At 68.9% G+C, this 19,136-nt stretch carries 21 protein-coding genes and 1 tRNA gene; 11 read left to right on the forward strand and 11 right to left on the reverse strand.

Annotation, left to right across the window (positions count from 1 at the left end):
* The first annotated feature begins 8 nt into the window (after positions 1–8).
* A complete protein-coding gene (locus FDA94_RS08255) occupies positions 9–584 on the forward strand; it encodes a hypothetical protein (RefSeq protein WP_137246426.1) in 576 nt (191 codons plus the stop codon).
* Here FDA94_RS08255 and FDA94_RS08260 read toward each other — a convergent pair.
* Together FDA94_RS08260 and FDA94_RS08265 are read right to left on the reverse strand one after the other, a co-directional pair.
* The gene (locus FDA94_RS08260; RefSeq protein WP_246059647.1) at positions 571–1,758 is read right to left on the reverse strand and encodes an NAD(P)-binding domain-containing protein; all 1,188 of its coding nucleotides are present in this window, start codon (positions 1,756–1,758) and stop codon (positions 571–573) included. The two genes, FDA94_RS08255 and FDA94_RS08260, sit on opposite strands and share 14 nt — an antisense overlap.
* Before the next feature lie 8 nt (positions 1,759–1,766).
* Positions 1,767–2,306 (reverse strand): OsmC family protein, encoded by a 540-nt coding sequence (locus tag FDA94_RS08265; RefSeq protein ID WP_137246427.1) that lies wholly within the window; start codon positions 2,304–2,306, stop codon positions 1,767–1,769.
* Positions 2,307–2,352: 46 nt separating this feature from the next.
* Here FDA94_RS08265 and metX point away from each other — a divergent pair, with 46 nt between their 5' ends.
* Genes metX through FDA94_RS08280 form a run of 3 tightly spaced genes read left to right on the forward strand, consistent with a single transcriptional unit; the run spans position 2,353 to position 5,323 of the window.
* Positions 2,353–3,537, forward strand: coding sequence for a homoserine O-acetyltransferase MetX (gene metX, locus FDA94_RS08270; RefSeq protein WP_246059648.1), 1,185 nt, complete (start codon positions 2,353–2,355; stop codon positions 3,535–3,537).
* Complete coding sequence (locus FDA94_RS08275) at positions 3,534–4,856, forward strand: O-acetylhomoserine aminocarboxypropyltransferase/cysteine synthase family protein (RefSeq protein ID WP_137246429.1); 1,323 nt, start codon at positions 3,534–3,536, stop codon at positions 4,854–4,856. The genes metX and FDA94_RS08275 overlap by 4 nt, the downstream gene beginning before the upstream one ends.
* Positions 4,853–5,323 carry a CoA-binding protein gene (locus FDA94_RS08280; protein WP_137246430.1) on the forward strand — a complete coding sequence of 157 codons (471 nt, stop codon included), beginning with the start codon at positions 4,853–4,855 and terminating at the stop codon, positions 5,321–5,323. The genes FDA94_RS08275 and FDA94_RS08280 overlap by 4 nt, the downstream gene beginning before the upstream one ends.
* Here FDA94_RS08280 and FDA94_RS08285 read toward each other — a convergent pair.
* Together FDA94_RS08285 and FDA94_RS08290 are read right to left on the reverse strand one after the other, a co-directional pair.
* Entirely contained in the window at positions 5,320–6,246 is a 927-nt protein-coding gene (locus FDA94_RS08285; RefSeq protein WP_212735225.1) for a polyprenyl synthetase family protein, read from the reverse strand. The genes FDA94_RS08280 and FDA94_RS08285 overlap by 4 nt on opposite strands.
* 24 nt (positions 6,247–6,270) lie before the next feature.
* Positions 6,271–7,164: an SDR family NAD(P)-dependent oxidoreductase gene (locus FDA94_RS08290; RefSeq protein ID WP_137246431.1), complete on the reverse strand. Its 894-nt coding sequence runs from the start codon at positions 7,162–7,164 to the stop codon at positions 6,271–6,273.
* A 91-nt stretch (positions 7,165–7,255) separates the two neighbouring features.
* Here FDA94_RS08290 and FDA94_RS08295 point away from each other — a divergent pair, with 91 nt between their 5' ends.
* Together FDA94_RS08295 and FDA94_RS08300 are read left to right on the forward strand one after the other, a co-directional pair.
* Positions 7,256–7,846 (forward strand): TetR/AcrR family transcriptional regulator, encoded by a 591-nt coding sequence (locus FDA94_RS08295; protein WP_137246432.1) that lies wholly within the window; start codon positions 7,256–7,258, stop codon positions 7,844–7,846.
* Positions 7,847–7,887: 41 nt separating this feature from the next.
* The gene (locus FDA94_RS08300; protein ID WP_030456245.1) at positions 7,888–8,568 is read left to right on the forward strand and encodes a Crp/Fnr family transcriptional regulator; all 681 of its coding nucleotides are present in this window, start codon (positions 7,888–7,890) and stop codon (positions 8,566–8,568) included.
* On the opposite strand, the gene FDA94_RS08305 is transcribed toward FDA94_RS08300, so the two are convergent.
* Genes FDA94_RS08305 through sp36 form a run of 4 tightly spaced genes read right to left on the reverse strand, consistent with a single transcriptional unit; the run spans position 8,565 to position 10,764 of the window.
* A complete protein-coding gene (locus FDA94_RS08305) occupies positions 8,565–9,347 on the reverse strand; it encodes an MBL fold metallo-hydrolase (RefSeq protein ID WP_137246433.1) in 783 nt (260 codons plus the stop codon). The genes FDA94_RS08300 and FDA94_RS08305 overlap by 4 nt on opposite strands.
* The gene (locus tag FDA94_RS08310; protein WP_137246505.1) at positions 9,347–10,135 is read right to left on the reverse strand and encodes an NUDIX hydrolase; all 789 of its coding nucleotides are present in this window, start codon (positions 10,133–10,135) and stop codon (positions 9,347–9,349) included. Before FDA94_RS08310 ends, FDA94_RS08305 begins: the two co-directional genes overlap by 1 nt.
* A 21-nt stretch (positions 10,136–10,156) precedes the next feature.
* Positions 10,157–10,612: a RidA family protein gene (locus tag FDA94_RS08315; protein ID WP_137246434.1), complete on the reverse strand. Its 456-nt coding sequence runs from the start codon at positions 10,610–10,612 to the stop codon at positions 10,157–10,159.
* Positions 10,609–10,764: a Sp36 family protein gene (gene sp36, locus FDA94_RS08320; RefSeq protein ID WP_137246435.1), complete on the reverse strand. Its 156-nt coding sequence runs from the start codon at positions 10,762–10,764 to the stop codon at positions 10,609–10,611. Before sp36 ends, FDA94_RS08315 begins: the two co-directional genes overlap by 4 nt.
* A gap of 62 nt (positions 10,765–10,826) precedes the next feature.
* On the opposite strand from sp36, the gene bagA reads away from it, so the two are divergent.
* Both bagA and bagB read left to right on the forward strand, forming a co-directional pair.
* Positions 10,827–11,807 (forward strand): ATPase BagA, encoded by a 981-nt coding sequence (gene bagA, locus FDA94_RS08325; protein WP_137246436.1) that lies wholly within the window; start codon positions 10,827–10,829, stop codon positions 11,805–11,807.
* The gene (gene bagB / locus FDA94_RS08330) at positions 11,804–12,922 is read left to right on the forward strand and encodes an ATPase BagB (RefSeq protein ID WP_062430920.1); all 1,119 of its coding nucleotides are present in this window, start codon (positions 11,804–11,806) and stop codon (positions 12,920–12,922) included. The genes bagA and bagB overlap by 4 nt, the downstream gene beginning before the upstream one ends.
* Positions 12,923–12,925: 3 nt before the next feature.
* On the opposite strand, the gene FDA94_RS08335 is transcribed toward bagB, so the two are convergent.
* Positions 12,926–13,222 (reverse strand): WhiB family transcriptional regulator, encoded by a 297-nt coding sequence (locus FDA94_RS08335; protein ID WP_030456252.1) that lies wholly within the window; start codon positions 13,220–13,222, stop codon positions 12,926–12,928.
* Positions 13,223–13,509: 287 nt separating this feature from the next.
* Between FDA94_RS08335 and FDA94_RS08340 the strand changes: the two genes are divergently transcribed.
* Positions 13,510–15,720 carry a transglycosylase domain-containing protein gene (locus tag FDA94_RS08340; protein ID WP_342778454.1) on the forward strand — a complete coding sequence of 737 codons (2,211 nt, stop codon included), beginning with the start codon at positions 13,510–13,512 and terminating at the stop codon, positions 15,718–15,720.
* A gap of 63 nt (positions 15,721–15,783) precedes the next feature.
* Here the strand turns inward: FDA94_RS08340 and FDA94_RS08345 are convergent, their stop codons facing one another.
* Entirely contained in the window at positions 15,784–16,239 is a 456-nt protein-coding gene (locus tag FDA94_RS08345; protein ID WP_137246438.1) for a GatB/YqeY domain-containing protein, read from the reverse strand.
* A gap of 81 nt (positions 16,240–16,320) precedes the next feature.
* On the opposite strand from FDA94_RS08345, the gene FDA94_RS08350 reads away from it, so the two are divergent.
* Both FDA94_RS08350 and FDA94_RS08355 read left to right on the forward strand, forming a co-directional pair.
* Entirely contained in the window at positions 16,321–17,223 is a 903-nt protein-coding gene (locus FDA94_RS08350; RefSeq protein ID WP_137246439.1) for a metallophosphoesterase, read from the forward strand.
* A gap of 46 nt (positions 17,224–17,269) precedes the next feature.
* Positions 17,270–17,343, forward strand: a tRNA-Pro gene (locus tag FDA94_RS08355).
* 92 nt (positions 17,344–17,435) lie between these two features.
* On the opposite strand, the gene FDA94_RS08360 is transcribed toward FDA94_RS08355, so the two are convergent.
* Positions 17,436–18,509, reverse strand: coding sequence for a site-specific integrase (locus tag FDA94_RS08360; RefSeq protein WP_137246440.1), 1,074 nt, complete (start codon positions 18,507–18,509; stop codon positions 17,436–17,438).
* Positions 18,510–19,136 lie beyond the last annotated feature (627 nt).

Consider the following 19,136-nt stretch of genomic DNA (forward strand, 5'->3'; position numbering starts at 1 on the left):
AGAGAACGATGCACACGTTGTTAGGAGCCCTCGTGCTCACCGCCGGCCTGGTGGCCGTACCCACCGCGGCACCCACCGCGGCGCACGCGGATCCCGTGGCCACGGGCCCGTGCTGGGCCGGGTCGTGGACCGTGACCAAGGCGACCGCGAAGGTCGTCGGCAAGAGGCACCGCTACTTCGTGGAGGGCGGCGCCGGCATCGAGGCGACGTTCACCCGCGACGGCAAGTACGTCGTCGCCCGCTACGACTTCCGCGAATCGGCCCCCCTGACCGGCGGGGCGACCCTCGCGATGGACGGCGTCGAGACGTTCACCTACACCTTCGGCGGCCATGGGAAGCACACCCACGGCAAGGTCGTCCTCAAGCCCCGCACCGGTGACTTCGGCGCCACTTTGGAGCGCTCCGGAGGCGGCAAGGGCTTCTCCGGGCTGCTCCGGGAGGCCGTCGCCCACAACGAGGACCTCGGGGCGATCCCCCGGAAGGGCACCTACACCTGTGTCCCCGACAAGTCGCTGCGCATCTTCACGCACGGCAAGTCGGGCCGGACCGTCATCACGATCCGGTGGGAGCTCACGCGCTCTTGAGCCCTTGGACGAGGTGCCCGATCACGTCGCGGGCGTCGTCTTCGATCCCGCAGATGAAGGTCGACCCCCGCCGCCGCAACACCGGCAGGCCGAGGGCGTAGAGGCCGTCACCGACCACACCCCCGTCGTGGACCAGCGCCCCCTTCTCGTCGACGACCGGCACGTCCAGCCATGAGTAGTCAGGACGGAAGCCGGTGGCCCAGACGATCGAACCGATCTCCCCTGACCGCAGATCGAGCCGCCAGCGGGCCGATGCCGGTACGCGAGTGGGCTCGTGCCGTTCCCCCGGAGCGGTTCCGGCCCACTCGTCGAAGGTGTCGAGCAGACGGTTCAGCTTGAGGTCGGCCAGCGCCGCCACGTTGCGCAGCCCTCCCGAGAACAGGGCCGCGCCGTCGCGGATGGTGGACAGCCGGCCGACCAGCTCCACCCCCATCGAGGTCAGCGCGTTCAGGTCGAGCGTCGACCCCGCGACGAGCTGGGGCGACGGCAGCCGCCGCGCCCGGGTCAGGTCGTCGAGTTCGTCGTAGCGCTGCGCCCAAACGCCCGCGTGGTGCATCCACCAGAGGACGTCGCGGTCCCGGTAGACGCGCGGCATCCGCACGTGCTCGCCGGCCGAGAGCACGACCGGGCGGCCCGATCGCTGGATCTCGGCCGCGAGTTGCACGCCCGTCGCCGACGCGCCCACGACGAGCACGCCGCCGTCCGGCAACCGGGAGGGGTTCCGGTAGTCGAACGGGGTGACCTGCTCGACGCGCGCCGGGACATCGAAGGCCGGCATGACGGGACGGTTGCAGGCGCCGCTCGCGATGACGACCGTCCGGGCCCGGATCGGGCCCTCGCTCGTCGTCAGCGTGTAGCCCTCGGGTGAGCGCCGCACCGATGTGACGTTCACACCGGTGCGGACCGGGACGTCCTTGGCGGACCGTTCCAGAAGGTCGACGACTTCGCCCATGTCGGCGTAGCCGTCGGGGTCGGGGCCTTCGTAGGCCGCGCCGGGGAGGCGGCTCAGCCAGTTGGGGGTCAGCAGCCGCAGCGAGTCCCACCGCTCGTGCCGCCAGGAGTTGGCGACCTCGCCGCGCTCCAGCACCACGTGGTCGACCGAGGCGGCGGTCAGGAAATGGCTGGCCGCGAGGCCGGCGTGACCTGCCCCGATGACGGCTGTGGTGACGTACACGACGGACCTCAGGCGACTTCGACGGTGACGTTGGTGGGGTTGGTCAGCGCGTCGAAGACGGCCGAGCGCTTCTGCGACTGGGCGACCAGGGCCTCGATGTCGGCCGGCGAGGCGTCGGCGTCGATCGTGAAGACCACCTTGATGTCGTTGAAGCCGTTGCGGACGTCGGGGTCGGCGCCGAGGATGCCGCGGATGTCGTGACCGCCCTCGACGGAGGCCTCGACGGAGTTGAGCTTGATGCCGCGGTTCTGCGCGACCGAGGCGACACCCGCGGTCAGGCAGCCGGCCAGGCCGACGAGCAGGTACTCGATCGGGGTGATGCCGTTGTCTTCCGCCGCGAAGATGGCGGGGTGGTCTGCCTCGAAGACCGACTCGTTCTTGTGGCTCTGCTCCTGGCCCAGGCCGAAGAACTTCTCGATCTTGGTGGTGCTGTGGACGCCGTGCTGCCACTTCGAGCTGGCCCGCCAGGTGAACTGCGCGGCCTCGGGCGCGCCCTTCAGAACCTCACGAGCGTCCAGCAGGGCCTGGACGTTCACTCCGTTCGACATGATCCCCTCATTTCCTACAGGTTAAATGAACAATACAATGAAACCCATGGGCTCCATAGGTTTCGTTGAAACTCAGTACCTCGACCTGCACGGTCCGATACGCCTCGACAGCGGGCGAGAGCTGCGCGACGTCCGCGTGGCCTACGAGACCTACGGCACCCTCTCCCCCGAGCGCGACAACGTCATACTCGTCTGCCACGCCCTGAGCGGCAATGCCCATGCGGCCGGTTCCGCGAAGACCGCCCCCGAGGCGAGCGCCCGCGACGGCTTCGGAGCCGAAGACCGCGACGGCGCGCAGGGGAAAGGGCTGGGTTGGTGGGACGGGATGATCGGGCCCGGAAAGGCTTTCGACACCGACCAATACTTCGTCGTCTGCACCAACCTTCTCGGCGGCTGCAACGGCACGACAGGCCCTTCCACCATTGATTCCGCCACCGGCCGCCCCTACGGGCCGGACTTCCCGGTGGTCACGGTGGCCGATATGGTCCGCACCGAACGCGCCTTCCTCGACGCGCTCGGAATCGAGCGGCTCGCGGTCGTCGCGGGGGGTTCGCTGGGCGGGATGCAGGCCCTCGAATGGGCGGTCCAGTACCCCGGTCAGGTCGACTCCATAGTGGTCATCGCCTCCACCCACGCCCTCCACCCGCAGGGATTGGCGTGGAACGCGATCGCCCGCGAGTCCATCATGCGCGACCCCGACTGGCAGGGCGGCCACTACTACGGCACCGGCCGCAAGCCCGACGCCGGCATGGGCGTGGCTCGCATGGTCGGCCACGTGACCTACCTGTCCGGCCCGGCCCTCACCGACAAGTTCGGCCGCCGCCTCCAGTTCGCCGACGACATCCGGCACACGATCGTCGAGCCCGAGTTCGAGGTCGAGAGCTACCTGCGCCACCAGGCCGACTCGTTCGTGAAGCGGTTCGACGCCAACAGCTACCTCTACATCTCCCGCGCGCTGACCTACTTCGACCTGGCCAGGGAGCACGGCGGCGGTTCGCTGGAGAAGGCGCTGGAGAACGTCAAGGCGCGCACGCTGCTTATCTCCTTCAGCTCCGACTGGCTCTATCCGCCGGAGGCGTCGGACGAGATCGCCGCCGCCCTGACTAATCTGGGCAAACCGGTGGAGAACCACCTCATCGACGCGCCGTACGGCCACGACTGCTTCCTGCTGGAGGAAGCACGGCAGACCCCTCTCATCCGTGATTTCTTGTCGAGGAAGATGGCTTCGTGAGCGACAGACCATTTCGTACCGAAGAAGCCCGGGAGTTCGGGTTCGAGACCCGCCAGCTCCACGCCGGTCAGCGGCCCGATCCGAACACCGGCGCCCGCGCGGTGCCCATCTTCCAGACCACCAGCTACGTCTTCGAAGACCCCGAGTCGGCGGCGGCCTACTTCAACCTCCAGGAATACGGCAACACCTACTCCCGGATCATGAACCCGACCACGGCGGTGTTCGAGGAGCGGGTCGCCAACCTGGAGGGCGGCACCGGCGCGGTGGCGTTCGCCAGCGGCATCGCCGCCCAGGCCGCGGCGCTGTTCACGCTGCTGGAGCCGGGCGACCACGTGGTGTCCTCCTCGGCCCTCTACGGCGGCACGGTCAACCAGCTCAAGCACCTGTTCCGCAAGATGAACGTCGAGCTGACCTGGGTCGACCCCGACGACCCAGAGGCCTGGCGCGGCGCGGTCAAGGCGAACACCAAGGCGTTCTACGGCGAGACGATCGGCAACCCGGGCGGCAACGTCCTCGACATCGAGACCGTCGCCACGATCGCCCACGAGCACGGCCTGCCGCTGATCGTCGACAACACCTTCGCCACGCCCTACCTGTGCCGGCCGATCGAGTGGGGCGCCGACATCGTCGTCCACTCGGCGACGAAGTTCATCGGCGGCCACGGCACCAGCATCGGCGGCGTGGTCGTCGAGGCGGGCACGTTCGACTGGTCGAACGGCCGCTTCCCGGTGATCGCCGACCCGTCCCCGGCCTACCACGGCCTGAAGTTCCACGAGACCTTCGGCGAGTACGGCTACCTGATGAAGCTGCGCGCCGAGACCCTGCGCGACCTGGGCGCGGCGATGTCGCCGTTCAACGCCTTCCTGTTCCTCCAGGGCCTCGAGACGCTGTCGCTGCGCATGGACCGCCATGTCGAGAACGCCCGTCAGGTGGCCGAGTTCCTGGCCGCCCACGACCTGGCCTCCAACGTGACCTACCCCGGCCTGGCCGGCAGCAAGTACAAGCCGCTGGTCGAGAAGTACCTCCCGCTCGGCGCGGGCGCGGTGTTCTCCTTCGAGTGCGCCGGCGGCCGTGAGGGCGGCCAGTCGTTCATCCGCGGTACGTCGATCTGGTCGCACCTCGCGAACGTGGGCGACGCCAAGAGCCTGATCATCCACCCGGCCTCCACCACCCACCGCCAGCTCGGCGACGCCGAACTGGCCGCCACCGGGGTGGGCGCCGGCACGATCCGCCTGTCGGTCGGCACCGAGTCGGTGGCCGACCTGATCTGGGACCTGGAGCAGGGGTTCGCCCACGTCGAGAAAGGCCTGAGCGCGTGAGGTACCAGGAGCCGCAGGACATCCAGCGGGTGGTCAACACCGCCCGGAGCGTCGCAGTGGTCGGCCTGTCGGGCAACGAGCTGCGGGCCAGCAACTTCGTCGGGTTCTACCTCAAGCGCCACGGCTTCAAGGTCTTCCCCGTGAACCCGCGCGAGAAGGAGATCCTCGGCGAGACCTCCTACCCGAGCCTCGCCGACATCCCCGAGCCGGTCGACGTCGTGAACGTCTTCCGCGCGCCCGACGCCGTCCCCGGCATCGCCCGTGAGGCGGTCGCGATCGGCGCCAAGGCGCTGTGGCTGCAGTTCGGCGTGATCAGCGAGGAGGGCGCCCGGATCGCCGAAGAGGGCGGCCTCACCGTGATCATGGATCGCTGCATGAAGATCGAGCACGCCCGCTACCTGGGCCGCATGCACTGGCTGGGCTTCAACACCGGGCGGATCACCTCGGTCCGCACCGGCATCCACTAACGTTCGCGGCCGACGCTGAGATTGGCCAGCAGACGCAGCTCCGGGGTGGCCCCGTGGCCGAGCGCCGCGAAAGCGAGCTCGACCTGACGGTCGGCCTCCCGGAGCGCCCACTGCCGGGCGCCCGTCTGTTCAACGAGGTCGGCCTGCGTCTCGGGGTCGGCGTCGGGCGATTCGGCCAGGCGGGCGGCGGCGGGCGTACCCGACTCCAGAGCGGCGACCACCGGCAGGGACTTGCGGCGGCACGCCAGGTCGGGAAGCAGGCTCCGCAGGTCGTCGGTGAGCCGGAAGGCCAGGCCGAGGCGGGTGCCGAACTCCCGGAAGACCTTCGTGTCGCACGCGCCCCCGGCCAGGGCCCCGAGCTCGCAGGCGGCACCGAGGAGGGCGCCGGTCTTGTTCCCGGCCACCGTCATGGCCTCGCTCAGGCTGACCGAGGGCCGGTTCACGAAGGCCATGTCGGTGGCCTGACCGTGGCACAGGTCGAGCAGCGCGTCGGCGAGAATGCGCACCCCCGGCGGCCCGACCAGCGACATCGCCACCGCCAGCAGGGCGTCGCCGGTCAACAGCGCCTCGCTGAGGCCGAAGACGGTCCAGGCGGCCGGGCGCATGCGCCGGACGTCGTCGCCGCCGATCACATCGTCGTGGAGCAGCGAGAAGTCGTTGACCAGCTCGGTCGCGACCGCCATCGGCACCGCGTCGGCCGCCTGGCCTCCCACGGCCCGCGTGCAGGCCAGCGTCAGCGCGGGCCGGACGAACCGGCCCTGACCGCCGAGGAGCTCATGGCCCTGCTCGTCCCACCAGCCGATGTGGTAGCCCGCGACATGCCGCAGCTCTGGGGAGAGGCGGTCGATCGCGGCCCGGTGGGCGGGTTCGATCAGTTCCCGGGTCGCGTGGAGGACCTCGCGCACGGTCATCGAGTCGGTCACCCGGCTACCGATACACGACCGGCCTCACGCCGCCGCGTCGCCATCGGGGCTCGTGGACAACGCTTGACCCAGAGGATCACGCTCCTGGGCGGTGGCGTCGTCGCGGTCGGTGGAACGGCTCAGTTCCTCGTACGCCGCATCGCGCTCCGCGGTGGTCCGCGCGGCGTACCGGGCGCCGTTGAGGGCGTCGGAGCCGAGGAGCAGCCGGATCGGCGGCTCGTCCATCTCGACGAGCTGGACGATCACCTGGGCGACCTTGGCCGGGTCGCCGAGAGGCTTGTGCCCGGCGTGCCGCAGCCGCTCGACGATCGCGCCGACGCTCTGCCGGTAGGGCTCGGAGATCGGCGGGATGGCCATCGACGCGCCGCCCCAGTCGGTGACCATGCCGCCCGGCTCGATCGTGGTGACCCTGACGCCGAGGGGCGCGAGTTCCTGCGAGATGACCTCGGTGAAGCCGTTCACGGCCCACTTGGAGGCCTGGTAGGCCGACAGGCCGGGCACGCCGAGCCTGCCGCCGATCGAGGAGACGTTGATCAGTGAGCCGCGCCCCCGTTCCCGCAGGATGGGCACGACCGACCTGGTCACGTTGATGACGCCGAAGAAGTTGGTCTCGACCTGGGCCCGGAAGTTGTCGGCCGGGGTGTCCTCGAACGCCGACGTGTCGGCCCAGCCGGCGTTGTTGACCACGACGTCGAGGCTGCCGAACGCCTTCACGGCGGCGGCCACGGCGTCGTCGACCGCCTGGGGGTCGGTCACGTCGAGGGGGAGGGCCAGGACGCGATCGCCGTACTTGGCGGCGAGGTCGTCGAGCTGGGCGGGGTTGCGGGCGGTGGCGGCGACACTGTCGCCGCGTTCGAGGGCGGCCAGGACGATCTCGCGGCCGAGACCCCTGGAGCTGCCGGTGATGAACCAGATCATGTTCGACTCCTTCTGACTAACTGGTTAGTTGAAACGCTAGGCAAGGGTCGGCGGAGTTGTCAACTAACCGGTTAGAAAATAGTCTTGGGGTATGCCTGGGAAAGCCGACGCCACCCGACAGCGCCTGCTCGACGCCGCGCTGGAGGAGTTCGCCGAATACGGCATCGCCGGGGCCAGGGTCGACCGCGTCGCGGCGGTGGCCGGCACCAACAAGGCGCAGATCTACCACTACTTCGGCAGCAAGGATCAGCTCTTCGACGCCGTCTTCAACCGGATCATCGAGCGGATCGTGCGGGAGACCCCGATCGACCCCCGCGACCTGCCGGGGTATGCCGCCGCCCTGGCCAGAGGCTATGAGGCCCATCCCCAGGTGATGCGGCTGGCGACCTGGCAGCGCCTGGAGCGCGCCGACGACCCGCCGGCGCCGCTGGCCGTCGAGAGCATGACCCACAAGGCCGAGGCGATAGCCAAGGCGCAGGCCGAGGGCGTCCTGCCCGCCGACTTCCCGCCGGGTGTCCTCCTGAGCCTGGTGCTCCATCTCGCCTCGGTATGGACGGCGGTCAGCCCCGAATCCGCCGCCCTGGTCGACTCCACGACCCCCGACGAGCGCGCCCGCTACGTCGAAGCGGCGGTCCGACGTCTGCTTTCTGGTGGTCCAGGTGATACAGAAGGCAGGGCATAGGCCACAATGGCTACGATCGCGAATGAAGTTGGGAGGCAGGCATGAGCACCGAAGAAGTCTTGAGCAGGGCCCCCCTCTTCTCCGCGCTCGACCGTGAGAGCGCCGCGGCGCTCCGCACGAGCATCACCGAGGTGACCCTGACGAAGGGTCAGACCCTGTTCAGCGAGAACGAGACGGGCGCGACCCTCTACGTGGTGCTGGAAGGCAAGATCAAGCTCGCCCGCACCGCCTCAGACGGCCGGGAGAACCTCCTGTCGGTCCTGGGGCCGTCCGAGATGTTCGGCGAGCTCTCCCTGTTCGACCCGCGCCCGCGCACCGCCTCGGCCATCGCCCTCACCGACGTGAAGCTGGCCGGCCTGTCCCACGACGACCTGCGGCCGTGGCTGACCGGGCGGCCCGAGGTGGCGCTGCACCTGCTCCGGGCGCTCGCCCAGCGGCTCCGGCGCACCAACGACGTGCTGGCCGACCTGGTCTTCACGGACGTGCCCGGCCGGGTGGCCAAGGCCCTGCTCGACCTGGCCGAGCGGTTCGGGCAGAAGGTCGACGACGGGATCCGCGTCCACCACGACCTGACCCAGGAAGAGCTGGCCCAGCTCGTGGGCGCCTCGCGCGAGACGGTGAACAAGGCGCTGGCCGACTTCGCCGGGCGCGGCTGGCTGCGCATCGAGGCCAAGGCCGTCGTGATCATGGACATGGAGCGGCTCTACAACCGCTCGCGCTAAAGGCTCTTCAGGTAGTTGAGCTGGGCGGCGACCGACATCTCCGCCGCCGGCCACAGTTCCCTGGGCACCTCGGCGTAGACCATCTCGACGATCTCCCGCGCGTCCTTCGCGCCGTCTCTGATCGCCTGGCGGATCTGGTCGAGGCGCTGTCTGCGGTGGGCGGCGTACTCGTCGAGCTTGCCGATCGGGTCGGGCAGGATCGGCCCGTGGCCGGGCAGCAGCGACTCGGCCGACGCCAGTTCGGCCATCGCCCTCAGCTTGTCGAGGCTGCGCAGGTAGTCGGCCAGGTCGCCGTCGGGGGCGATCACCGTGGTGCCGCGGCCGAGGACGGTGTCACCGGTCAGCAGGGCGCCGTCTTCCGGAAGCCAGAAGCACAGCGAGTCGAACGAGTGGCCCGGTGTGCCGATCACCCGGATCTCCACCCCGCCGACCGTCAGGACGTCGCCGTCTCCCAGGCCTTCTTCGCCCAGGACGTGGGCGCGGTCGAGGGCGCGTACCGGAGCGCCGACCATCTCGGCGAATCGCCGGGCTCCGCCGCTGTGGTCGTCGTGGCCGTGGGTGAGCAGGATGACCGCCACGGCCCGCTCGCCCAGGCGCTTCACGACCGTCGACAGGTGGGCCTCGTCGTCGGGGCCCGGGTCGACGACCGCGACCGTCTCTCCACGCCCGAGGATCCACGTGTTCGTGCCGTCGAGGGTCATTGGGGAGGCGTTGGGGGCCAGGACGTTGGAGGCGTGCGCCGTGCCCGAGCCGTCGATCGGTAGCGAGAGGCCGCTCATCAGATCTGTCCCTCGGTCGTCAGGACCATCTGCCCGGCCCTCTCGACGGGGGCGGGCATGACGGTGGTGATCTTGGGGTCGCCGGCGAACACGTCGGCGATCGTCTCGAAGGCCGTCAGCGTGTTCAGCGTGTGCAGCGTCGGCGGCATCAGGAAATATCCGGATGTCAGGGCCTCGGCGGGGCTCGTCCAGACGACCGTGTCGGCCTCGCCGCCCACGTCACGGGTCCGCTGGCCCGAGGGCAGGGCGGCCACGAAGAACCGGGTGTCGAAGCGCCGGGTCTCGATCTCCGGGGTGATCCAGTGGGCCCACGGCTTCAGCAGGTCGGACCGCAGCACCAGGCCGTTGGCCGCCAGGAAGTCGGCGAACGACAGCTCCCGGCTGATCAGCGCCAGCCGCGCGGCCTCCCAGCCGGTCGTGTCGGGGACGACCTCGCCCGCCGACCGCCCCGCCAGCAGGACGCCGCTCTCCTCGAACGTCTCCCGAACCGCCGCGCAGACGAGGCTCCGCGCCGTGTCCTCGTCTGCGCTCAACATCACGGCCCAGTCGGCGGGCGACGGCCCGGCCCAGCCGATGTCCACGAAGGCGTCCCGGGGATCGACGGAGCCCCCGGGGAAGACGTAGGCCCCGGCCGCGAAGGCCATCGTGGCCGCGCGCCGGAGCAGGTAGACCTCCAGAGGGGGCTCCCGCAGCAGGGCCACCGTGGCGGCGGCTCTGGCCGGGACCGGGACGAGCCGCCCGGCCAGCAGGTCACGCGCCCGTACACCCAGCTCGCCCGGCAGCGGAATGTCCACCGTCCGAGTGTAGAACTATCGGATCTCTGCGATCAGCTCCACCTCGACCGGGGCATCCCGGGGCAACACGGCCACGCCGACCGCGCTGCGGGCGTGGGCGCCCTGGAAGACCTCGCCGAGCAGCTCACTCGCGCCGTTCACGACCTGCGGCTGGCCCGTGAACGACGGCTCGGAGGCGACGAAGCCGACGACCTTGACGATGCCGGCCACCTGCGACAGGTCGCCGACGACCGACTTCAGGGCCGCGATCGCGTTCAGCGCGCAGACCTTGGCCAGCTCGTAGGCCTCCTCGGGGGTGACCTCGGCGCCGACCTTGCCGGTCTTCAGCAGTTCCCCGGCCGCGATCGGCAGCTGGCCCGAGGTGTAGACGTGGGCGCCCGAGCGGACCGCCGGGACGTAGGCCGCCAGCGGGGCCGCCACCTCGGGCAGCGCCAGGCCGAGCGCCGCCAGGCGGTCTTCGGGAGAGCTCACGCCTTGGCCCGCTTCATGTAGGCCACGAGCTGCTCGGGGTTCGGGCCGGGGACGACGGCCACGAGCTCCCAGCCGTCTTCGCCCCAGTTGTCGAGGATCTGCTTGGTCGCGTGCGTCAGCAGCGGCACGGTCACGTACTCCCACTTCGTCATGGCGGAAGGCTATCGATACTCCTCGGCGTATCGGGAAATCGCGTTTGGGTAGCCTCACGGGTGTGAGATCTCGCGACACCGACTGGGACGGAGTACGTCTCCATGTCGTGACCGGCAAGGGCGGCACCGGTAAGACGACCGTGGCCGCCGCCCTGGCCTTGGCCCTCGCGGCCGGCGGCCGCAAGGTGCTGCTCGTGGAGGTGGAGGGCCGCCAGGGCATCGCGCAGGTCTTCGATCTTCCACCGCTCCCCTACGAGGAGCGCAAGATCGCGGTGGCGCCGGGAGGCGGCGACGTCCACGCGCTCGCCATCGACCCCGAAGAGGCCATGCTCGAATACCTCGAGATGTTCTACGGGCTCAAGCGCATGGGCAAGGCCCTGACCAAGATGGGCGTCGTCGATTTCGCCACCACGATCGCCCCGGGCCTGCGCGACGTCCTGGTGACCGGCAAGACCAGCGAGGCCGTCAGGCGCAGAGACAGGACCGGCAAGAGGGTCTACGACACCGTTGTCATGGACGCCCCGCCCACCGGCCGCGTCACCCGCTTCCTGAACGTCACCCAAGAGGTGGCCGGCCTGGCTAGAGTCGGTCCGGTACGCACCCACGCCGACATGGTGCGCGGAGTGGTGGCCTCGCCCGAGACGGCTGTGCATTTCGTCACCCTGCTGGAGGAGATGCCCGTCCAGGAGACCCTCGACGGCGTCGCCGAGCTGCGCGCGGCCAAGCTGCCCGTCGGCGGGATCTTCATCAACATGGTGAGATCCGTCGACCCCACCCTCGACGGCCCCTTCGACGTGGCCGAACTGGCCATGGGCGTCAAGGCGGCCGGGCTGGGCGACGACGGCAACGCGGCGGTCATCGCCGAGGCCCTCGCCGGAGAGGTCACCGAGCAGCAGCGCCGGGCCGAGCTCGAAAGAACCGAGCGGGACGCGCTGGAGACCGCCGCGGTGCCACGATATGAACTGCCCCTGCTGGCGGACGGCGCCGACCTCGCGGGCCTCTACGAACTCGCCGAAGCGATCCGCACCCAAGGAGCCGCATGACCTCGCCCGAGCTTGATCTCGACGGCATCATCGACGATTCGGGCACCCGGATCGTGGTGTGCTGCGGATCGGGTGGCGTCGGCAAGACGACCACGGCGGCGGCTCTCGGCCTGCGGGCGGCGGAGCGGGGCCGCAACGTGGTGGTGCTGACGGTCGACCCGGCCCGGCGGCTGGCCCAGTCGATGGGGCTGACCTCGCTCGACAACACCCCTCGCAAGGTGGCGGGGGCCGACGGCGAGCTGTTCGCCATGATGCTCGACATGAAGCGGACCTTCGACGAGATCATCGAGGCCCACGCCGACCCCGAGCGGGCCCGCCAGATCCTGACGAACCCCTTCTACCAGTCGCTCTCGTCGAGCTTCTCGGGCACGCAGGAATACATGGCCATGGAGAAGCTCGGGCAGCTCCGGCGGTCGGGCGAATGGGATCTGATCATCGTCGACACGCCGCCCTCGCGGTCGGCGCTCGACTTCCTCGACGCGCCCGAGCGGCTGGGGCGGTTCCTCGACGGGAAGCTGATCAGGTTGCTGATGGCGCCCGCCAAGGCCGGGGGGCGCAGCGCGTTCAAGATCCTGAACGCCGGGTTCGGGCTGGTGGCCGGGGTGCTGACCAAGGTGCTCGGCGCCCAGGTGCTGAAAGACATCCAGACGTTCGTCTCCGCGCTCGACGCCGTCTTCGGTGGATTCCGCCAGCGGGCGGAGCAGACCTACAAGCTCCTGCAGGCCCCCGGCACCGCGTTCATCGTGGTGGCCACGCCGGAGCGTGACGCGATGCGGGAGGCCTCCTACTTCGTGGAGCGACTGGCCGAGGAGCGGATGCCGCTGGCCGGTCTGGTGATCAACCGGGTGCACCGCTCCCCGGCTCCCGATCTGTCCGCGGCGCGCAGCACCGCCGCCGCGGAAGACCTGGAGTCACGTGGTGAGCACGAGCTGACCGCCGCCGTGCTGAGACTGCACGCCGGACGGATGCAGCTCGCCGCCCGCGAGCACCGGGAGCAGGAACACTTCGCCTCGGCCCACCCCACTGTGCCGGTCACCCAGGTGCCCGCGATGTCTCAGGACGTACACGACCTCGACGGGTTGCGTGAGATCGGGGAGCTGCTCGCCAAGCGCTGAGGATCAGCCGGCGATCAGCTCGTTCGTCCGTTCGTATTCTTCCTTCGCCATCTCCAGCAGGTCGCGCCAGGAGTCGACGTCGGGCCGGCGGCGCAGGAGGGCGCGCCTTTCCCGTTCGGTCATTCCGCCCCAAACCCCGAACTCGATGCGATTGTCCAGCGCATCGGCGAGGCATTCGGTCCGGACAGGGCATCCTCGACAGATCAACTTCGCCCGGTTCTGTGCGGCGCCCTGAACGAACAGAGCGTCAGGATCCGCACCTCGACAGGCGGCACGGGAGGTCCAATCCGTGATCCACATTTTTCGACCCCACTCCCCTTAGGTGGTCAGTCGTGACTTCTGGGGCCGACGGGCGCGGTCGCCGAGCCTCCTTATTCAGTTGCCGCAGAGGAGAACGTACGAGACTCTGCGTCCGAATGGACAGACCCGCAGGGACCAAATTTGGCGGCCGGTCGTGTCCGGGTATGACTAGTCACCCCAAGCGCGGGTAATGCGCCGTGGTGCGTTTGGTACCGAATCTTCCCTTGCTTCGACGTACGCTTAGCTCCGTGCAAGCTTCAGGCAAACCCCGTTTCGGGAACGCGATCTTGACCCTCGTCAAGCTGATCGCCGCCGCAGCCATGGCCGGTGTGCTGGCCGCGGCCGTCGCGCTGCCTGCCGTGGGCGGAGCCGGGTTCGGCGCGAAGTCAGGCGTCGAGTCCTTGCGCATCGAGGCGGAGGAGCTCAACGAGCCTCCTCTCCCCGAGAAGACCGTGCTGCTCGACAACGACGGCAAGCAGATCGCGCAGTTCTACTTCCAGAACCGCGAGTCGGTGCCGTTGAGCAAGATCGCACCGGTGATGCAGCAGGCGATCATCGCCATCGAGGACTTCCGGTTCTACGAGCACGGCGCCCTCGACATCGAGGGCACGATCCGCGCCATGACGAAGAACTTCTTCGGCGGCGGGGTCGTGCAGGGCGGCTCGTCCATCACGCAGCAGTACGTGAAGCTGGTCATCTTCAACTCGGCCGAGACCGAGGAGGAACAGCTGAAGGCGATCGAGGCGACGTACACGCGGAAGCTCAACGAGATCCGCTACGCCATGGCGATCGAGAACAAGTACTCGAAGGACGAGATCCTCAACCGTTACCTGAACATCTCCTATTTCGGTGACGGCGCCTACGGCATCGAGGCGGCGTCCAAGCGCTTCTTCGACAAGCACGCCTCGGAACTGGAGCTGCACGAGGCCGCGACCCTCGCCGGCGCGGTGCAGAACCCGAGCCAGACCGACCCGGGCCGCGGCAAGGAGTACCGCGCGCGGCTGCTGTCGCGCCGCAACACCGTGCTCGACCGCATGGCCCAGCTCGGCAAGATCACCATCCCGCAGGCGGCCGAGGCCAAGAAGGCGAAGCTCGGCTACAAGGGCGAGAAGATGCCGGGCGGCTGCGAAGACAGCTCCTACCCCTACTTCTGCCTGTACGTCCAGAACGACATCCTGAACAACCCCGACTTCGGCAAGACCGAGAAGGCCCGGCGCGACTTCCTGAACCGGGGCGGCCTGACCATCCGCACCACGCTCGACCGGAAGATGCAGAAGGCCGCCGACGACACGATCAGGAAGTACGTCTACCCGACCGACGAGCAGGTCGCCGCCCAGGCGCTGGTCGAGCCCGGCACCGGCGCGATCAAGGCGCTGTCGGCCAGCCGCCGGTTCGGCGACAACAAGAAGAAGAACGAGATGAGCTACAACCTGGCGGCCAACCGCGCCCACGGCGGCGGTTCCGGCTTCCAGGCGGGCTCCACGTTCAAGGTGATCACCCTGCTGACCGCCCTCGACGAGGGCATGAAGCTGAACGACGGGTTCGGCACCGGGAAGACCTACGACATCCCGACCAACTCGCTGTCTCCGTTCCGCGACTGCAAGGGCAACCGGACCGGCGAGACCCACCAGGTGTTCAACTCCAGCGAGGGCGCCGGCGGGTTCAACACCCTCCAGACCGGCACCTGGGGCTCGGTGAACACGTTCTTCATGAAGCTCGAGGAGCACGTCGGCCTCTGCAAGGTCGTCAAGATGGCCCAGAAGCTCGGCATCGAGCGGGCCGACGGCACGAAGCTGCGCGAGGTGCCGACCTTCACCCTCGGCGTCAACGAGATGGACCCGGTGACGGTCGCCAACGCCTACGCCACGATCGGCGCCCGCGGCAAGTACTGCGCGCCGATGGTCATCACCGAGATCGTCGACCGCGACGGCAAGGCCACCAACTACAAGCCCGACTGCGACCAGGTGCTCGACGAGAAGGTCGCCGACGCGGCCAGCTCGATCCTCAGCGGCGTCTTCACCAAGGGCACCATGACGGGCGTCGGCGGCATCGGCCGTGACGCGGCCGGCAAGACCGGCACCACCGACGGCTACACCGCCGCCTGGTTCGCCGGTTACACCCCCGACCTCGCCTCGGCCGTCAGCATCGGCGACCCGCGCGGCGCCTTCAAGTACGACCTGACCGGCGTCACCATCGGCGGCGAGCCCTTCCCGTACGTCTACGGCGCCTCGATCTCGGGCCCGATCTGGAAGTACACGATGCTGAAGGCGCTGAAGGGCGTGCCCGCCACGAACTTCACGCCGGTCGACATGTCGGAGTTCGGCGGCTGCTCGCCCGGCTTCTGCCAGCCCAAGCCGAAGCCCAAGCCCGACCGCGGCGGCAACGACCCCGGTGACCACCGGGGCGGCGACGACGGCAACCGCGGCGGCGGCGACGACAGCGTCGACATCCCCCCGCCCGACGACGGCGGCGGCGTCATCATCCCCGCCACCAACTGACGAAACGGCTGAGGGCCCTGCCCCTATCGGGGGGAGGGCCCTCAGCCGTTCTCCTGCGCCGGATCAGCCCGCCAGCCGCGCCTTCACCGCCGCCGCGACCCGGCCGCCCTCGGCCCGCCCCGCGACCTTCGGGTTGACGACCTTCATGACCTGGCCCATGGCCTGCGGCCCGGCCGCCCCGGTCTCGGCGATCGCCTCGTCGACGAGCGCGGCCAGCTCGGCGTCGGAGAGCTGGGCCGGGAGGTACTCCTCCAGCACGGCCTGCTCCTCCAGCTCGGCCTTCGCCTGCTCCTCGCGCCCCGCCCCGGCGAACGCCTCGGCCGCCTCGCGGCGCTTCTTGGCCTCCTTGGTGAGAACCTTGACGATCTCGTCGTCGCTCAGCTCACGGACGGCCTTGCCCGCGACCTCCTCGACGTTGATGGCGGCCAGCGCCATGCGGATGGTCCGCAGCCGGATGTCGTCACGAGCCTTCAGAGAAGTCGTGAGGTCGGCCTTCAGCCTGTCTTTCAGAGCGCTCATGGCCCACTATCTTGCCGTGTCCCGGCCGGGGATCTCTCCGGGTTATCCCGGGCTCACCCGGCGTTCGGGCATGATTGGGATGTGCGGAAAGTCGTAGCGGTACCTCTGGGAGTGGTCGGACTCGGGCTCACCGGGCTGGGCTACGCGTCGATCGTCGAGCGCAACTGGTTCCGGCTGCGCCGCTTCGACGTGCCGGTCCTCGAACCCGGCCGCCGCCCCGTGAAGATCCTGCAGATCTCCGACCTGCACCTCACCCCGGGCCGCACACGCCTGATCAACTGGGTGCGGTCCCTGTCGCGGCTCGAACCCGATCTGGTGGTCAACACGGGCGACACGATCTCCCACCCGGACGCGATCCCCGCCTACCTCCGCGCCGTCGAGCCCTTCCTGGATCTTCCGGGCCTGTTCGTGTACGGCTCCAACGACATGTACTCGCCGCATTTCAAGAACCCGGCGCGGTACCTGTGGCGGACGTCCAAGACCGACAGCAAGAAGCGGAACATCCCCGACCTGCCGTGGCTGGAGCTCGGCACGGCGATGACGTCGGCCGGCTGGCTCGACATGAACAACACGACGGCGCGCTTGAAGGTCGGCGACCTTGACGTGGCTGTCGGGGGCATCAACGACTCCCACATCGACCTTGATCGCTATGACCGGATCGCCGGGGCGGCCCCCGCCGAGGCCGACCTGCGCCTGGGGGTCATGCACTCTCCCGAGCCCCGGAACATGACGCGGTTCGCGGCCGACGGCTATCAGCTGCTGCTGGCAGGGCACACGCACGGGGGGCAGCTCTGCATCCCCTTCTACGGGGCCCTGGTGACCAACTGTGGGATCGATCGGGCGCGGGTGAAGGGTTTGTCCCATCACGACTCCGCGTGGCTCCACGTGTCGGCTGGGCTCGGGACGTCCCCGTTCGCTCCGGCGCGGTTCGCGTGCCCGCCGGAGGCGACGTTGCTGACTCTGGTGCCGCGCGTGGCGCGGTGACGCAAGCGCGGCGAAAGTCCGCTAGACTCAACGAGGCAGAAAGCACCGGGGTGTAGCGCAGCTTGGCAGCGCGCTTCGTTCGGGACGAAGAGGTCGTGGGTTCAAATCCCGCCACCCCGACGGTGTAGTACCAGGTAAAAGGTCTGATCCACTTCGTGGGTCGGGCCTTTTTCTGTTGCTGAGGGTCTCAGGGAGCCAATCGGGGAGCCAACTCACTCGGACTCTGCGCGGCTTCTACCGAAGACGATGTTCATTGCCTGTGCGCCCTTCGTGATCACCGGCCTGAGCTGGTGCCGGTAGACCTCCTCCGTGAAGCTGGTGCCGGCGTGCCCGACGAGATCGGCGATGGTCTCGATGGGTACGCCCTGGTCGCTCATGATCGACACAAACGAGTGACGCAGTTCCCGGGGTGTCCAGTCGGTCCCGATCCCGGCGTCTTGGGTGATCTTGCGGAATGCGCGCCGCACGTTCGCGGCGTCCAGTCCCGTTCCGACGCTGGTGCAGAACACCAGATTGTGATCTTGCCACTCCTCCCCTGCTGCGAGCCTGTGGGCGGCTTGGCGGGTGTGGTGTTGCTTGAGGCTCTGTGCGGCCATCGTGGGGAGTTCCAGCGTGCGCCGCGACCGACGGGTCTTGGTGTCACCTCCTACTCGGTCGGCACGCCACACGTAGATGGCGAACCTCTTGTGGTTGAACCCTGCCTCCGTGACCGGCTGCCACTTCTTCTGAGCCGGTATCCAGGCGACGACGTGATCCCAGCGGAGCGCGCGGGCCTCTTCGGTCCGTACGCCCGTGGTGAGGCTGATCACCACATAGGCGCTGAGCCCGGATGACCTTGCAGCCTTGAGGACGTTCTCCGCCTGGTCTTGCGTCAGGGCCTTGCTCGGCGGCCTTCCTTGCCCGTGGGCGTGGTGACCAACTCGGCGACATTCCGGACTACCTTGTCGCGCGGCCGCCTGCATGATCACCACCCCGGCCGAGGACGGGGCTTTCAGCGCCTTGCGCGTCTGTGCCAGGACGCGCTCGCGGCCAGCGAACACCGCCGCCGCGGGGCGGGGCAGCCCGGAAAGTCCCGCGGGGACCTCGACCGTGGCGGCGTCCGGCAACGGTGCACGCGCCGCCTGATAGTGATGATCGTCGATCATGACGTTCCTAGCGGAACCGATCTGATTGACGTCCCCTCCGACGGTGGAACCAGTGACGTCCTGCACGCCGCCGACGTCGTCCGGGGCGGGTGCAGCCACGGCGGAGGCGTGGTGCGGGTCCGGCTCGGCGGACGCCGACATCACATGCTCTCCCTTCGCCAGCCCCCGAAGGTCAGCGTGATGGTAGCCGCCTCCCGCCACCGCCGAACAGCGGTTACGCGCACAGCAGCGCGGCTCCGAATGGGACAGGTATCGCGCGGAGACTGCGCTCGTCGACGGCCAGGCGGCGAACCTTTCGTCGGGCACCACGGCGACCGCCGGCGCGTGACGAATCAGCCGCCCATCACGTTTGGTGATCGTCTCAGAGTTTGTCTCACGTCTTCGTCTCAGTGCCTATGTGCAGACGCGCGCGAGACGAAGACAAAGACAACCGCTGAGACGATCACCAAGCGTCACTAACAAAGGAAGCGACTCAGCCATCAGGAGAACGATTCCCTGAGAATCACTGAGCAGCTCAAGATCATTAAGAGTGCTAAGGTATCGTCACTTCGTCGCGATACGTAGGCGGATGAACACCCCGTCGGAATGCGGCTCGATACGGTCGACGACCGCGCCAGCACCCGGGTCCTGGCCGCCACAGCGGCCTCACTTTGAAAGGGCTGGGCGGCGGTCGGGAGCGGTAAGGCGGACTTACCCACTATCTTGCTCCGCTGAAGGCGGCGGGTTCAGCCGAGCTGAACAGTTTGCAGCAGGGAACCCGACGCATAT

This window comes from Herbidospora galbida, assembly GCF_005233835.1.
Classification (GTDB): Bacteria; Actinomycetota; Actinomycetes; order Streptosporangiales; family Streptosporangiaceae; genus Herbidospora; species Herbidospora galbida.